Annotated in this window: 13 protein-coding genes; 4 read left to right on the top strand and 9 right to left on the bottom strand. The window is 63.8% G+C overall.

What is annotated here, in order from left to right; all coding sequences use genetic code 11:
* The first annotated feature begins 142 nt into the window (after positions 1 to 142).
* The 4 genes from B0G57_RS29680 to B0G57_RS29665 all read left to right on the top strand — a co-directional run bounded on the left by B0G57_RS29680 (position 143) and on the right by B0G57_RS29665 (position 4,864).
* Complete coding sequence (locus tag B0G57_RS29680; RefSeq protein ID WP_018442751.1) at positions 143 to 1,531, top strand: replicative DNA helicase; 1,389 nt, start codon at positions 143 to 145, stop codon at positions 1,529 to 1,531.
* A gap of 14 nt (positions 1,532 to 1,545) precedes the next feature.
* Entirely contained in the window at positions 1,546 to 2,949 is a 1,404-nt protein-coding gene (locus tag B0G57_RS29675; RefSeq protein ID WP_026230052.1) for an 8-oxoguanine deaminase, read from the top strand.
* 259 nt (positions 2,950 to 3,208) lie between these two features.
* On the top strand, positions 3,209 to 3,835 hold the full coding sequence (locus tag B0G57_RS29670) for a DUF47 domain-containing protein (protein ID WP_018442753.1): 627 nt from the start codon (positions 3,209 to 3,211) through the stop codon (positions 3,833 to 3,835).
* Positions 3,836 to 3,853: 18 nt separating this feature from the next.
* Positions 3,854 to 4,864: an inorganic phosphate transporter gene (locus B0G57_RS29665; RefSeq protein WP_018442754.1), complete on the top strand. Its 1,011-nt coding sequence runs from the start codon at positions 3,854 to 3,856 to the stop codon at positions 4,862 to 4,864.
* 33 nt (positions 4,865 to 4,897) lie between these two features.
* Here B0G57_RS29665 and B0G57_RS29660 read toward each other — a convergent pair whose 3' ends face one another.
* The 9 genes from B0G57_RS29660 to B0G57_RS29620 form a co-directional block, all read right to left on the bottom strand.
* Entirely contained in the window at positions 4,898 to 6,130 is a 1,233-nt protein-coding gene (locus B0G57_RS29660; protein WP_018442755.1) for a type II toxin-antitoxin system HipA family toxin, read from the bottom strand.
* Positions 6,127 to 6,408 (bottom strand): helix-turn-helix domain-containing protein, encoded by a 282-nt coding sequence (locus tag B0G57_RS29655; RefSeq protein ID WP_018442756.1) that lies wholly within the window; start codon positions 6,406 to 6,408, stop codon positions 6,127 to 6,129. The genes B0G57_RS29660 and B0G57_RS29655 overlap by 4 nt, the downstream gene beginning before the upstream one ends.
* An 88-nt stretch (positions 6,409 to 6,496) precedes the next feature.
* Entirely contained in the window at positions 6,497 to 7,435 is a 939-nt protein-coding gene (locus B0G57_RS29650; protein ID WP_026230054.1) for a C40 family peptidase, read from the bottom strand.
* Positions 7,436 to 7,691: 256 nt separating this feature from the next.
* Positions 7,692 to 9,509 (bottom strand): PhoH family protein, encoded by a 1,818-nt coding sequence (locus B0G57_RS29645; RefSeq protein ID WP_018442758.1) that lies wholly within the window; start codon positions 9,507 to 9,509, stop codon positions 7,692 to 7,694.
* Positions 9,510 to 9,867: 358 nt separating this feature from the next.
* Positions 9,868 to 10,329 (bottom strand): peroxiredoxin, encoded by a 462-nt coding sequence (locus tag B0G57_RS29640; protein ID WP_018442759.1) that lies wholly within the window; start codon positions 10,327 to 10,329, stop codon positions 9,868 to 9,870.
* Positions 10,330 to 10,408: 79 nt separating this feature from the next.
* A complete protein-coding gene (locus tag B0G57_RS29635; RefSeq protein ID WP_018442760.1) occupies positions 10,409 to 11,305 on the bottom strand; it encodes a polysaccharide deacetylase family protein in 897 nt (298 codons plus the stop codon).
* Positions 11,306 to 11,318: 13 nt separating this feature from the next.
* Positions 11,319 to 12,389: a bifunctional UDP-4-keto-pentose/UDP-xylose synthase gene (locus B0G57_RS29630; RefSeq protein WP_018442761.1), complete on the bottom strand. Its 1,071-nt coding sequence runs from the start codon at positions 12,387 to 12,389 to the stop codon at positions 11,319 to 11,321.
* Positions 12,386 to 13,333 (bottom strand): formyltransferase, encoded by a 948-nt coding sequence (locus B0G57_RS29625; protein ID WP_018442762.1) that lies wholly within the window; start codon positions 13,331 to 13,333, stop codon positions 12,386 to 12,388. The genes B0G57_RS29630 and B0G57_RS29625 overlap by 4 nt, the downstream gene beginning before the upstream one ends.
* 43 nt (positions 13,334 to 13,376) lie before the next feature.
* A complete protein-coding gene (locus tag B0G57_RS29620) occupies positions 13,377 to 14,417 on the bottom strand; it encodes a glycosyltransferase (RefSeq protein ID WP_018442763.1) in 1,041 nt (346 codons plus the stop codon).
* Between the last annotated feature and the right edge of the window lie 2 nt (positions 14,418 to 14,419).

Raw genomic sequence — 14,419 nt, 5'->3', positions numbered from 1 at the left:
CGGCGCCTCCAGCGTTGTTCATGAACCGCCGTATGCGGAACCGCACGTACGGTGGTGTGAGAGGGCGACGGGGGCAACCCCGTCCCCTACTCGATTATGGCGCGCTGGCACAGGCCCGGTCATTTCGCCATAATCCCATCCCATGAACGCACCGTCCAAAGATCCCCAACTCGAGTCGCTGAAGGTCCCGCCGCATTCGATCGAAGCCGAGCAGTCGGTGTTGGGCGGGTTGTTGCTCGACAACGCCGCATGGGACCGAATCGCGGATTTCCTCTCGCAAGGCGATTTCTATCGCTACGACCATCGCATCATCTACGAGCACATCGGCCGCCTCATCGCCGCGACGCGGCCGGCCGACGTGGTCACCGTCTATGAATCGCTCGTCAGTTCGGGAAAGGCGGACGATGTCGGCGGGCTCGCCTATCTGAACGCGCTGGCGCAAAACACGCCGAGTGCGGCCAATATTCGCCGCTATGCGGAGATCGTACGCGACCGGGCGGTCTTGCGGCGGCTCGTCTCGGTGGCCGATGAAATCTCGGCTGACGCGTTCAACCCGCAGGGCAAAGAAGTGCGGCAGTTGCTCGACGAGGCCGAATCGAAAGTCTTTTCGATCGCCGAGGATGGTGCGCGCGGCACGCAGGGATTTTTGGAGATCGGCCCGCTGCTGACGCAGGTCGTCGAGCGGATCGATACGCTTTACCATACCGAGAACCCGAGCGATGTGACGGGGACGCCGACAGGCTTCGTCGATCTCGATCGGATGACGTCGGGGATGCATGGCGGTGAGCTCATCATCGTCGCCGGACGGCCCGCCATGGGCAAGACGTCCTTTTCGATGAACATCGGCGAATACGTCGCGATCGAATACGGTCTGCCCGTCGCCGTCTTCTCGATGGAAATGCCGGGGACGCAGCTCGTCATGCGGATGCTCGGCTCGGTCGGGCGTCTCGATCAGCATCGCATGCGCACGGGACGGCTCACCGACGAGGATTGGCCGAAGCTCACGCACGCCGTGCAAAAGATGAGTGAGGCGCAGCTCTTCATCGACGAAACCGGCGGCCTCAATCCGATGGAACTGCGTTCGCGTGCGCGCCGGCTCGCGCGCCAGTGCGGCAAGCTCGGGCTCATCATCGTCGACTATCTGCAGCTGATGTCGGGGACCTCGCCGGGCGAAAACCGCGCGACCGAGATTTCCGAAATCTCGCGCTCGCTGAAGGGCCTTGCGAAGGAGCTCGATGTGCCGGTGATCGCGCTCTCGCAGCTCAACCGAAGCCTCGAGCAGCGGCCCAACAAGCGTCCCGTCATGTCGGACTTGCGCGAATCCGGTGCTATCGAGCAGGACGCCGATGTCATCCTCTTCATCTATCGCGACGAGGTTTACAACCCTGACAGCCCCGACAAGGGCACGGCGGAAGTCATCATCGGCAAGCAGCGTAACGGACCGATCGGCCCCGTTCGGCTGACGTTCCATGGTCAATTCACGAAGTTCGACAACTTCGCGGGAGCGCAGAACTTCTACGGCGGAGAGTGAGCCGCGGAGAACGCATGACAGGACAGATGATGTCCGGCGCCGCACGCCGGCCGACCCGCAGCCTGCTGGTACGCAATGCGGACGTGCTCGTGACGATGGACGACGCACGCCGCGAGATCGCCCATGGCGCGCTCTATGTCGAGGATGGCCGCATCGTTGCCGTCGGTGCGTCGGCCGACTTGGCCGAGCACGCGGACGCCGCTGACGAGGTGCTCGACCTGGCGGGCCACATCGTGATTCCGGGGCTCGTCAACACGCACCATCACATGTTTCAAAGCCTGACGCGCGCGCTGCCCGCCGCGCAGGACGCCGAGCTGTTCAGCTGGCTGTCGTCGCTGTACCCGGTGTGGGCGCGGCTCACGCCGCCGATGATCGAAACTTCGACGTTGGTTGCCATGGCCGAGCTCATGCTCTCGGGTTGCACCACGTCGAGCGACCACCTCTACATCTACCCGAACGGCTGCCGTCTCGACGACAGCATCGCCGCCGCGCAACGTATCGGCATGCGTTTTCATGCGAGCCGCGGCAGCATGAGCGTCGGCCGTAGCGCCGGCGGATTGCCGCCGGACGAAGTCGTCGAAAGCGAAGATGCGATTCTTGCCGACACGCGCCGGCTCATCGAGACCTATCATGACGACGGCCGCTATGCGATGCTGCGCGTCGCGGTCGCGCCGTGCTCGCCGTTTTCGGTCAGTCGGCCGCTGATGCGCGAATCGGCCGCACTCGCGCGCAGCTATGGCGTCTCGCTGCACACGCATCTGGCCGAGAACGTCCACGACGTCGCCTACAGCCGCGAAAAGTTCAGCATGACGCCGGCCGAATACGCCGAGGATCTGGGCTGGGTTGGGCACGACGTTTGGCATGCGCACTGCGTGCAGCTCGACGATGCGGGAATCGCGCTCTTCGCGCGCACGGGTACCGGCGTCGCGCATTGCCCCTGTTCGAACATGCGGCTCGCGTCGGGCATCGCGCCGGTGCGGCGCATGCGCGATGCCGGCGTGCCGGTCGGACTCGGCGTCGACGGCTCGGCGTCGAACGACGGCGCGCAGATGCTCGGCGAGGCGCGTCAGGCGCTTCTGCTGCAGCGGGTCGGCTACGGGCCGTCGGCGTTGACGGCGCGCGACGCGCTCGAGATGGCGACGCGCGGCGGCGCGCGCGTGCTTGGCCGCGACGATCTCGGTGCGCTCGCGCCCGGCATGGCGGCGGACTTCGTCGCCTTCGATCTGCGGACGCCGCAGTTTGCCGGCGCGCTCCAGGATCCGGTCGCGGCGCTCGTATTCTGCGCGCCCGCGCAGGCTGCGTTGAGCGTCATCGACGGGCGCGTCGTCGTGCGCGAAGGACGGCTGACGACGCTCGAAATCGAGCCGGTGCTCGAGCGGCACAATCGCTACGCGCGAGCGCTGGTACTAGCCGATTGAAAGCGTCGGGGAACGCGGTCGCCTATGCCGCGAGGACCTGCCCGCCACGCGGCGAAGCGTCGCGCGCTTGCGTCACGAGCATGCGATCGTGGGCGGCGTCAGGACGCTTTCCGGTAAACTGTCGGCCGTCACAAAGATGTCACAAAGAGACGCCGCGCGGCAGACAGATCACGATATGCGCGACGAGCCCGCAAGCGCAGTCCGGGACTGAGTGGCATGCCCGCTAACCGCTTGAATTCATTGCATTGATACTGATTCCATGTTTGGTCGCTTCATGCCCACCGAGGGCAAATTCTTCGAAATCTTCGACGCGCATGTGAAGTGCATCGTCGCCGCGAGCGAGGAGCTCGAACTCCTCATAGACAATCTCGGCGACGCCGAAGTGCACAAGCAGCGCGTGCAAGCCAATGAAAAAGCGGCGGACAAGCTCACGCACGAAACGATCGACCTGCTGCACAAGACGTTCATCACGCCGCTCGATCGCGACGAAATCCACAAGCTCATCACGACCATGGACGACATCCTCGATTTGATGGAGGACGTCGCCACCGCAATTTCGCTGTACGACGTCCAATCCGTGACGTCGGAAGCGAAGCAGCTCGCCCACATCTGCACGGGCACGGCGAAGCAGGTGCAGAAGGCCGTCAACATGCTGTCGGACCTGAGCCAGGCGCGCGCGATCCTCGCGGCCTGCGAGGAGATCGATCGGCTCGAATCGGATGCGGACCGCGTCCTGCGCGCGGCGCTGTCCAAGCTCTTTCGCGAAGAGGACGACGTCAAGACGCTGATCAAGTTGAAAGCCGTCTACGAGCTGCTGGAAACCGTCACCGACAAATGCGAGGATGTGGCGAACATCATCGAAGGCATTGTCCTGGAAAACGCCTGAAAGAGCGGACCTCGAACAATGCATTCGATTGAGATCACCGTGTGGGTGCTCGCGGCGCTCATCGCCGTCGCACTCGCCTTCGACTTCATGAACGGCTTTCACGACGCGGCGAACTCGATCGCCACCGTCGTCTCGACGGGCGTGCTGAAGCCTCAGCAGGCCGTTGCCTTCGCGGCCGCCTGCAACGTCATCGCCTATTTCCTCTTTCACCTGAAAGTCGCGCAGACCATCGGCAAAGGGACCATCGACCCCGATATCGTCGATCACTACGTCGTCTTCGGCGCGCTCGTTGGCGCGATCGCCTGGAACGTCGTTACCTGGCGCTTCGGCATTCCTTCGAGCTCGTCGCATGCGCTGATCGGCGGGCTCGTCGGCGCGGCGCTCGCGAAGTCGGGTTGGTGGGCGCTCAATTTCGATGGGCTGCTGAAGACGGTGGTTTTCATCGTCGTTTCGCCGTTGCTCGGTTTCGTGCTCGGGTCCTTCTTCATGTTGAGCGTGTCGTGGATCTACTTCCGGACGCCGCCGAGCAAAGTGGACCGACGCTTCAGGCGGCTCCAGTTTTTGTCCGCGGGTCTATACAGCCTCGGCCACGGCGGCAACGACGCGCAAAAGACGATCGGCATCATCTGGATGTTGCTGATCGCCACGGGCTATGCATCGACGACATCGTCGGCACCGCCGATCTGGGTCGTCGGCGTCTGCTATCTGTCGATGGGGCTCGGCACGCTATTCGGCGGATGGCGAATCGTGCGGACGATGGGGCAGAAGATCACGAAGCTGAAGCCTGTCGGTGGCTTTTGCGCGGAAGCGGGTGGGGCGCTCACGCTGTTTCTCGCATCGGCGCTCGGCGTCCCCGTGTCGACTACGCATACGATCACAGGGGCGATCGTCGGCGTCGGCGCCACGACCAAGCTTTCGGCCGTTCGCTGGGGCGTGGCAGGCAATATCGTCTGGGCGTGGATCTTGACGCTCCCGGCCTCCGCGCTGATTGCCGCGGCGGCCTGGTGGTGCGGTCATCGGCTCTTTTGAGCCGGTGGCGAGCTCGACAGACCGAAGTCGAGCTCAGCGAAGCTTCGGCCGAGCGACAGGCCGTACGCCCATGCGCTCGATGGCCGCGCGGATACCCGAAAGCAATTTGCCGGCTTCGTATCGCGCATCCTGTTCGAGGCGAGCCACGACAGTTTCGTAGGCCGTCCTGATTCGGTCGAGGATTGTTTGGCAGTCCTCACGATCGAGCCCTAACCGCTTGCCGTAGGAGAAAAGGTCTTCATCGACCGGGAACGTTTTTGTCTTGTTGAGGCTCAATGCCATTCGCCCGTCCAGCCACGCATAGACATCGGTGCAAACGACGTCGTACACCGGTGCCAGGCGCCGTGGGCCGGTCGGATCCTCATAGACGAGACCGATGTTCTTCATATGCGCGTCTCCGTCTCGAAGCAGGCATGAGAGCGCGACCCGCTGAAATAGCTTCCGCTTTTCCCCGATCGCTCCGCCCGTGTAGATGTCGACGGCCTTCGCGATCATCTCGTAGCTACCTTCGTATTTCGCTTTGCCGGTCAGCACGCTCATGTCCTCGAAGCCAAGTGGCGCGCCGTCGGCTAGTCGATCGAAGCGGGCCATCACGAAGAGCAGGCCATCGTCCGATAGCCAAAACTCGGGAACGTCGAGCCCCGCTTCTTTTGCGACCGACATGCAAAAGAATTCGTTACGCGCTACGCCCGGGAAATCGTCTCCTTCGGCTTTGACGATGACGGTTTTCAGAGGCAGGGCCGCGCGTTGCCGCGCCTGACTGGCGTTGACATCGACAATCGGCACGACCGTTTTCGGCTGAATGCCGGAAATGCCTGAGCCGAGTGCGTACTTGTCCACCAAGTGCTCGAAGAGCCTCGCGGACGGCGAGGAAAGCAATTCGTCGAGACGCTCGCCGTCCGTATGCGGCAACGACTCGCCTGGCAGTGCGTAGGTGAGCCTGCCGATCTGGCTTCGCCCGGCGAGAAACAGCAGGAACATGTCGCTTGGCGCGCCGTAGCGCGCTAAACGCTCTTCGATGATGAGCCGCAGGTAACCCTCGGGGCGATTCATGGCGAACACGCCCATCAGATCGCCGCTCGAATAGCTCTGCTGGCGCACGGGCATCGTGAGCGATACGGCTGTGGCGTCCGAGACCTGCTTGTAGTTGAAGACGAATCGGCTTTCCTTGGTCAGCAAGCCGCTTTCGCCCTGCGGAGTGTGCACCTCCAGTTGTCGAACTTGCCTGAACAGTCTCTCGATGTCGAACGGTTCCAGCGCGGTCATTCGTCGTCCTTGAACACGGTGGAAAGTTCTTCGAAGACGACGGTGTCCATCGGGCGGATGACCAGTTCATAGCCCAGCGCGTTGACGATGCGGCATAGCTCCCGCACGCCGATATTTTCGGCGCCTTCGGCGTTCGTGATCGTGCGTCTCGCGACGCCGGCGCGGTCAGCGAGCACTTGTTGACTCATTTTGCGCTCGCGCCGTGTCGATCGAAGCGTCTTCGCGAGACGTTCGACGTTCGTGATCGGGTCCTGCTGGGACCGTTTGCGCGCTTTCATGCGCAAAATTATAGTCTCAACGCGCGATTGCGCAAGTTAATGCGCAAACTCGTACGCGATCGTTTCGGCACGGCGCCAGGGCCAAGTGCTATTGTGCTCCGGCGGCGAACCTCGCGATCGGGTCGTCGCTCGTCGATGTCGGTGCCGGCTGAACGTCGAGGGGAACGCCCGACGCTCGCATGATCTGCACGCTCGGTGTCGTCTGCGGCGCGACTGAATTCGCGCCGGCCTGCTGGGCCTGGCGCTCGGCCATCGAGGCGGCTGGCGGAGGAGGCTCGAACGCATCCGAGGCGGCATCGATCGCGTCGCGCGGGCCACTTGGAGTTGCCGAGCTGCCACCGATGCCACCGTTGGCTGCGGCCGGCCCGGCGCTTGCCGTGACGTCTTGTCCGACAATCGGTTGAGCTTGCGTCGGGTCCGCCGCCGGCTGAGCCGGAGTCACACGCGGCGAAGCGACATAGGTCGGGGCATCGAAAGGAGACGGCCGCTCGAGCGGCGGCGCCACGCGCCGGATTCCGTCGAATCGCCTGGCCCAATACGGGTTCGTCAGATAGTCGAGCCGCACGGTGCCGCCTGTCGAGGGCGCGTTCACGAAACGCAGCTTGCCCACATAGATTCCCACGTGAGAATGCGGTCTGCCGGCCGTATTGAAGAAGACGAGGTCGCCCGGTGCGATTTCGTCGGGCTCGATCGATTGCCCGCGCTGGCTGATGTCTGCCGTGGTACGAGGCAGCTTCACGTCCGCGGCACGCGCAAGAACATACTGCACAAGGCCGCTGCAATCGAAGCCGCTCGTGGGCGTATTGCCCGCCCAGCGATAGGGCACACCGACCAGGCTCATCGCCTCGATCGAAATTTCCTCGCGTCCAATGCTGTGATCGATGAAATTCGGCAGGCCGGGCGGCCTCGTGCGCAACGCGTCGCCGCTCGCCGCTTCGCTGCCGCCCGAACGTGCGGACCGCGGCGGCGCGCTCGAGCACGCGGCGAGCGACAGGACGACCAGCACGAGGAACCAGAGTCGGCGCATGGCAGGGACGGAAAGCGAACCGATGTTCGCTTTCACTTTCAGGACTCGACAGACGAATGATGGATGCGCCCGATAGTAGCCGCACCGCCGGGCCTTTCGCAAGAAAACTTCAGAATTTACTTGAACTTCGGCCGCGAAGCGTTGCTAAGCCGCACGCCCAAGAAAAAGCGCCCGGCTGAGAGCCGGGCGCCGTGGCCAGGTGATTTGCCGGAGGGCCGCGGGCGGCACTGTGGTTGCGGGCCGCTCCGATCTCGGATCAGAGGATGTCGGACGCGTAGTCGGCAAGCCGCGAGCGTTCGCCGCGCGCCAGCGTGACGTGCCCGCTGTGCGCCCAGCCCTTGAAGCGATCGACGACGTAGGTGAGCCCCGAGCTGCCTTCCGTCAGGTACGGCGTATCGATCTGCGCAATATTGCCGAGGCAGACGATCTTTGTTCCCGGACCGGCACGCGTGACGAGCGTCTTCATCTGCTTCGGCGTGAGGTTTTGCGCCTCGTCGATGATGAGGTACTTGTCGACGAACGTGCGGCCGCGCATGAAGTTCATGCTCTTGACCTTCAGGCGCGAGCGGATCAACTCTTGCGTTGCCGCGCGCCCCCACTCGCCGGCGCTGTCGTCGGTCTTCTGCAGCACCTCGAGGTTGTCGTCGAAGGCGCCCATCCAGGGCTGCATCTTTTCCTCTTCGGTGCCGGGCAGAAAGCCGATGTCCTCGCCGACGGGAACGGTCGCGCGCGTGACGATGATCTCGTTGTAGCGCTTCTCGTCGAGCACCTGTGCCAGGCCGGCTGCGAGCGCGACGAGCGTCTTGCCCGTGCCGGCCTGCCCGAGCAGCGTCACGAAGTCAATGTCGGGGTTCATCAGCAAATTGAGCGCGAAATTCTGCTCGCGATTGCGTGCCGTGATGCCCCAGACATTGTTCTTGTGGTGCGAGTAGTCGCGCAGCGTCTGCAGCAACGCCGTCTTGCCGTTCAGCTCGCGCACGATCGCGTGGAACGTCGGCTCACCGTTTTGCGGCTCGAGATAGAGGAACTCGTTGACGAGCAGGCTCGGCGAGAGCGGGCCGGTCACGCGGTAGTAGGTGGTACCCGTTTTCGTGTCCTGCCAGCTCTCCATGCCCTTCGCATGCTTGGTCCAGAAGTCCTGCGGCAGCTCGCGAACACCCGAAAACAGCAGATCCTTGTCCTCGAGGACCTGGTCGTTGAAATAGTCTTCTGCGGGCAGGCCCAGTGCATGGGCCTTGATCCGCATGTTGATGTCTTTCGAGACCAGGACGATTTGCCGGTCGACGCGATCGCGCTGCAGCGCCCGGACGACGCCCAGGATCTGGTTGTCGGCTTTGCCCTGCGGCAGACCTTCGACGGGCTCGATATCCGTCAGCTTCGTCTGAAAATAGAGGCGTCCGAGCGCTTCCCGGCTGCCGAGCCGCGAGAGCGGGAGCCCCTCGCCGATTGGCCCGGCGTTAGCCACGAGTGCATCGAGCGTGCGGCTGACCTGGCGGGCATTGCGCGCGACCTCGGACATCCCTTTTTTGTGGTTGTCGAGTTCCTCGAGCGTCATCATCGGCAGATAGACGTCGTGCTCTTCGAAGCGGAACAGACACGTCGGGTCGTGCATCAGCACGTTCGTGTCGAGAACGAAGAGCTTGCGGACCTCGGTTTCGGGCCCGGCCTTGCGCGCCCGGCCGGCGCCTTTCGCAGTCGAGGGCGCGGTGGCCGGGGCCGGCGCCGCACCCGTAGGCGCCTCTTGGCGCGCGAGCGGTGTCGGAGCGGGCGCGGGCCGCAGCAGCGCGGCCATCTGTTTCGCTTTGCGGCCGCGCACGGGCGGCGAGGCTTCTTCCGCGGCAGGCGAGGCGGTGGCGGGCGCCGGTACGGACCGCAGCGTTGCGGCGGCGTTCGCGGCGCGCGTCATCGGCTCGGCGACGTTTAGTTGGCCGCCCGTCGCGCCATATTCGGCCGCTTCCGCATGCTCCCCAACGGTGCCTTGTTTCCTCGCGTTTTTCGCAGGCCTTGCTTTGGCCTTGAACTCATCGGGCGGCAATAGTGTGCCGAGCTTGCTGGGCGGGGTGGGCAAAGGCATGGTGTCCCTCTAAGAATCGGGTCGCATATCGTACGCCGCCGGCTAAAGGAAAACGCTCGTCGCAGCTTATGGCCGTCGAGCGGCGTCCCGGTCGACCGGGCGGCGCGGTGTCAATTTGGAAACGCCGGTTCGCCTTAGATTTCGATCGGCTCCTTGACTGATGAGCGCGGCCGACCGCAACGGATAGCCGCGAGGAAATAAAAAAGCCGCCGCTCCTCAACCAACGGAGCAAGCGGCTCGACGATTCGAGCATCGCGCGGCGCCTCACGGGTGCAAGGCTTACGGCATCCAGCGAGCCGGCGCGGCGGCGACGGAAACAAGATGAACGGGAACTCATTGCAACGCAATATAACGCGCGTCAGAGGCCTTGTACAGCTTCGAGAATTTCGTCGACATGGCCGGGCACCTTGACGCCGCGCCACTCGTGTCGCAGCACGCCGCCGGCATCGATGACGAAGGTCGAGCGCTCGATGCCGCGGACTTCCTTGCCATACATCTTTTTCATCTTGATGACGTTGAAGAGCGAGCAAACCGCTTCGTCGGTATCCGAGACCAGCGCAAACGGCAATTCGAGCTTCGCCTTGAAGTTTTCGTGTGAGCGCAGACTGTCGCGCGACACTCCGACGATCTCCGCGCCAGCCTTCTTGAACTTCGGGTACAGATCGCGAAACTGCAGCCCCTCGGTCGTGCATCCGGGCGTGTTGTCCTTGGGGTAGAAATACAAGACCACCTTCTTGCCCCGCAAGCCGGACAGCGTGAAATCACCGCCGGTCGCCGGGGCGGTGAAATCGGGGACAGGTTGGTCGACTGCAATGGGCACCTGATTCTCCTTGTTGTTTCTCGTTGCGCAAATCGTCGTGCGTATTGCCGAGGGTAGATCCGAGCGGCGGCCGACGCTTTCAGTCGGGCTGTACGATGAGCTCGCCCGAGCGGCCCGGGATCTCGCCCCACGCCACAGGGTACGATGGCAGCGAGTCGCGGTCCAGCGCCGCATGGTAGTCGCCCATCGTCGCAAACGTGCGACCTTGCGCGTGCCAGCCCGCGAGCAGTTGCTCGAACACGGGCGCGAGCTTTTGCCCTTCGAGCTCCGCATGCAGCGTGAAGACCTGATCGTGCGGATTACGTTCGGTCGCGGCCAGCAAGCGGGACGCGACGTTCGTCGCATCGAGGTCGTCGACGCCCAGCAGCTCGTCGAGCGTCGGCAAGGTCGTCGGAAGCTGCACATGCGCCAGCATGCGGTTGCCGACCACGGGGCGGTAGGGCGCATGGCCGCGGCCGTCCGAAGCGTAGCGCATGCCCCAGGCATCCAGCTGCGCGAACGCGTGCTCGTTCATCTGCCACCCCGCGGAGCCGTGCGTTGCGGGCGCTTGCCCGAAAATGTCGGCGAAGCGCTCGTAGCTTTTTTGCATTTGACGGGCGGTCCACTCGCGCGACTGGCGGCGGACGTTGTCCTGCCAGTAGACGTGATCCCACGTATGGATGCCGCATTCGAAGCCGGCCTCGTGTATCGCGCGCATCTCGGACGCCGCCCGCACGCCGATGTCGGGCCCGGGCAGCAGCACGCCGTAGGCCAATTGCCGAATGCCGTAGTGCTCGACGACGGACGTGCGAGAGACCTTTTTCAGGAAACCCGGCCGGAAGACGCGACGCAACGCCCAGCCGGTATGGTCCGGGCCAAGGCTGAACAGGAAGGTCGCGCGCGCTTTGTAGCGGTCGAGCATGCGCGCGAGGTTCGGCACTCCCTGGCGCGTGCCGCGCAACGTATCGACGTCGATCTTGAGGACGATGCGAGCCAAGCGACCGCCGTTCTTATTGCTGCTGTTCGACGAGCGCGCGGGCGTCCGCCACGTGTCCGCGATAGGCCTCGAAGATCTTGCGCAGCGCGTCGTCGAACGTCGTTTCGGGGGCCCAGCCGAGATCGGCCATCGTGTTGTCGATCTTCGGCACGCGGTTTTGCACGTCCTGATAGCCCTTGCCGTAGTAGGCGCCCGACGACGTTTCGACGAGTTTCACGGCCTTGGCCGACTCGGCGTACTCGGGATATTCGGCCGCGAGCGCGAGCATCTTGTGCGCGAGCTCGCGCACCGAGTAGTTGTTGCTCGGATTGCCGATGTTATAGATCTTGCCCGAAGCAACGCCGTTCGGATTCTCGATGATCTTCATGAGCGCGCTGATACCATCGCCGATATCGGTGAAGGCACGCTTTTGCGAGCCGCCGTCGACGAGGCTGATGTTCTCGCCGCGCACGATGTGGCCGAGGAACTGCGTGACGACGCGCGAGCTGCCTTCCTTCGGCGTATAGATCGAGTCGAGGCCCGGGCCGATCCAGTTGAACGGGCGAAACAGCGTGAAGTCGAGACCTTCCTGCATGCCGTAGCCCCAGATCACGCGGTCCATCAGCTGCTTCGCGCAGGCATAGATCCAGCGCGGTTTGTTGATGGGCCCATAGACGAGCGGCGACGCTTCCGGATCGAACTCCTCGTCGGCGCACATGCCGTAGACCTCGGAGGTCGACGGAAACACGAGGTGCTTGCCGTACTTCACGGCCGAGCGGACGATCGGCAGATTCGCCTCGAAGTCGAGCTCGAAAACGCGCAGCGGCTGCTGCACATAAGTGGCGGGCGTGGCGATGGCGACGAGCGGCAGAATCACGTCGCACTTCTTCACGTGATACTCGACCCACTCCTTGTTGATCGTGATGTCACCCTCGAAGAAATGCATCCGCTCGTGATCCACGAGGTCGCCCAAGCGGTCGGTCTGCATATCCATGCCGAAGACTTGCCAGTCGGTCGTCTCGAGGATCCGCTGCGACAAGTGGTGGCCGATGAAGCCGTTGACGCCGAGAATCAGGACTTTTTTCGTGGAACCTTCGGTTTTCATGAATGACGGGAAGAATGAGTGAGCTGGAGGAACTGCGAAGGGGTGATGACGAGCGGCCTGCCGTCTTGCGCGCACCACAGTTCGGAAATCTTGATGGCGCGTGCGTCGCCGCAAACGCCAAACAGCGCATTATCGCTTACGTGCAGACCCGGCGGCAAATTCGCGAGGGTGGCGCTGGCGCTTGCGCCGACCGGCACGAGACGCGCCCGTGCGACGATGAAGCGCGTGTTGCCGACGTCGGTGAATGCACCCGGATACGGCGGCGCGACGGCGCGAATCAGGTTGTAGACGCGCTCGGCCGGCTGCGCCCAGTCGATGCGCCCATCCTCGGGCTTGCGTCCGCCGTAGTAGCTGCCTTGCGCGAGGTCGTTGGGCAGGTGCGGCGCGGCGCCGGCGAGCAAGGCCGGCAGGACGCGCCACAGAGTCTGCTCGGCGGCGACCGTCACTTTGTCGAATACTTGCTGTGCCGTATCGTCGGGCAGGATCGGCACGCTTGTTTGACCGACGATCGCACCCGCATCGGGCTTCGCCGTCATCTCGTGCAGCGTCGCGCCGGTTTCCGTCTCGCCGTTGAGAACGGCCCAGTTCGTCGGCACGCGGCCACGGTACTTCGGCAGCAGCGAGCCGTGGACGTTATAGGCGCCGCGCGGCGCGAGCGCGAGAACGTCGGCCGGCAGCATGTGCCGGTAGTAGAACGAAAAAATGAAATCGGGCTGCGCGCGCCGCACGGCCGCGCGCAGCTCGTCGCCGTTCGGATCCGCGGGCGTGATGATTTCTATCCCATGCTCGGCCGCCACGGCGGCGACACTGCCGAACCAGATGTTCTCGTTCGGATTGTCTTCGTGCGTGACGACGAGCGCGACATCGACGCCGCGCGCGAGCAGCACCTGCAAGCAGCGAACGCCGACGTTGTGATAGGCGAAGACTACGGCGCGCGGTTTCACATTGCCTCCCGCTGCGAACGAATGTGAGCGTGGGGGCCGTTGTTCATCTCTCGCGCTCTCCCTGGACGACGCGTTCGGGCTCGCCCGCGGTCCGCGTCGTCAGCGCGCTCGATGCCACCGTATCGCTCTCGCGCGCCCCGAGCACCGTTTGCACGAGATAGCGCGGGCGCGCGCGCACCTGCTGATAGATGCGGCCGATGTACTCGCCGAGCAACCCGAGCGCGAAGATGATGACGCCGAGCATGAAGAACGTAATCGCAAACAGCGTGAACACACCCTGAACTTCGGCGCCGATCACGAAGCGGCGAATGACGAGCAGCAGGAAGAGGCCCGCCGATCCCATCGAGAGGATGACGCCGATGAACGAGAGCCACTGCAGCGGCACGACGGAAAAGCCGGTGACGAGATCGAAATTGAGCCGGATGAGGCTGTAAAGCGAGTATTTCGAAACGCCGGCGAACCGCTCCTCATGCGCGACTTCGACCTCGATCGGGTTTTGTGCGAACGTGTAGGCGAGGGCGGGGATGAACGTATTGACTTCGCCGCAGCGGTTGATCGTATCGATGATCTGACGGCTGTAGGCGCGCAGCATGCAGCCCTGGTCCGTCATCCTGATGCGCGTGATGCGCTCGCGCAACCGGTTCATCGCGCGCGAAGCCTTGCGCCGCCAGAGCGTGTCCTGACGATCGCGCCGAATCGAGCCGACGTAGTCATATCCTTCGCGCATCTTCGCGACGAGCTTGCCGATTTCCTCCGGCGGGTTTTGCAAATCGGCGTCGAGCGTGAGCACGATCTCGCCGCGCGACTGCTCGAAGCCAGCGAGGATCGCCATATGCTGACCGTAGTTGCCGGCGAGCAGCACGACGCGCGTCGCATCGGGCCGCGCGCGGAACTGCTCGGCGAGCATCGCCGCCGATTTGTCGCGGCTGCCGTCATTGACGAAGAGCACTTCATAGCTTTCGCCGAGCGCGTCGAGCGCCGGATAGAGGCGCGCGAAGAGCGCCCCCAAACCCGCCTCCTCGTTGTAGACGGGGATGACGACGGAGACAGCCGGGCGTGTCGAGCGATGTTCCATGTAGCTCATTA

The organism is Trinickia symbiotica, assembly GCF_002934455.1.
GTDB classification, from domain to species: Bacteria; Pseudomonadota; Gammaproteobacteria; order Burkholderiales; family Burkholderiaceae; genus Trinickia; species Trinickia symbiotica.
The sequence above is the reverse complement of the archived record's forward strand: the minus strand, read 5'-3'. Positions and strand labels throughout refer to the sequence as shown.

What these genes read in the sequence shown, in the direction of transcription:
- B0G57_RS29665 (WP_018442754.1), top strand. Translation starts at nt 3,854, where the DNA reads ATGCATTCGATTGAGATCACCGTGTGGGTGCTCGCGGCGCTCATCGCC.
- B0G57_RS29680 (WP_018442751.1), top strand. Translation starts at nt 143, where the DNA reads ATGAACGCACCGTCCAAAGATCCCCAACTCGAGTCGCTGAAGGTCCCG.
- B0G57_RS29675 (WP_026230052.1), top strand. Translation starts at nt 1,546, where the DNA reads ATGACAGGACAGATGATGTCCGGCGCCGCACGCCGGCCGACCCGCAGC.
- B0G57_RS29655 (WP_018442756.1), bottom strand. Translation starts at nt 6,408, where the DNA reads ATGAAAGCGCGCAAACGGTCCCAGCAGGACCCGATCACGAACGTCGAA.
- B0G57_RS29670 (WP_018442753.1), top strand. Translation starts at nt 3,209, where the DNA reads ATGTTTGGTCGCTTCATGCCCACCGAGGGCAAATTCTTCGAAATCTTC.
- B0G57_RS29660 (WP_018442755.1), bottom strand. Translation starts at nt 6,130, where the DNA reads ATGACCGCGCTGGAACCGTTCGACATCGAGAGACTGTTCAGGCAAGTT.
- B0G57_RS29650 (WP_026230054.1), bottom strand. Translation starts at nt 7,435, where the DNA reads ATGCGCCGACTCTGGTTCCTCGTGCTGGTCGTCCTGTCGCTCGCCGCG.
- B0G57_RS29620 (WP_018442763.1), bottom strand. Translation starts at nt 14,417, where the DNA reads ATGAGCTACATGGAACATCGCTCGACACGCCCGGCTGTCTCCGTCGTC.
- B0G57_RS29645 (WP_018442758.1), bottom strand. Translation starts at nt 9,509, where the DNA reads ATGCCTTTGCCCACCCCGCCCAGCAAGCTCGGCACACTATTGCCGCCC.
- B0G57_RS29630 (WP_018442761.1), bottom strand. Translation starts at nt 12,389, where the DNA reads ATGAAAACCGAAGGTTCCACGAAAAAAGTCCTGATTCTCGGCGTCAAC.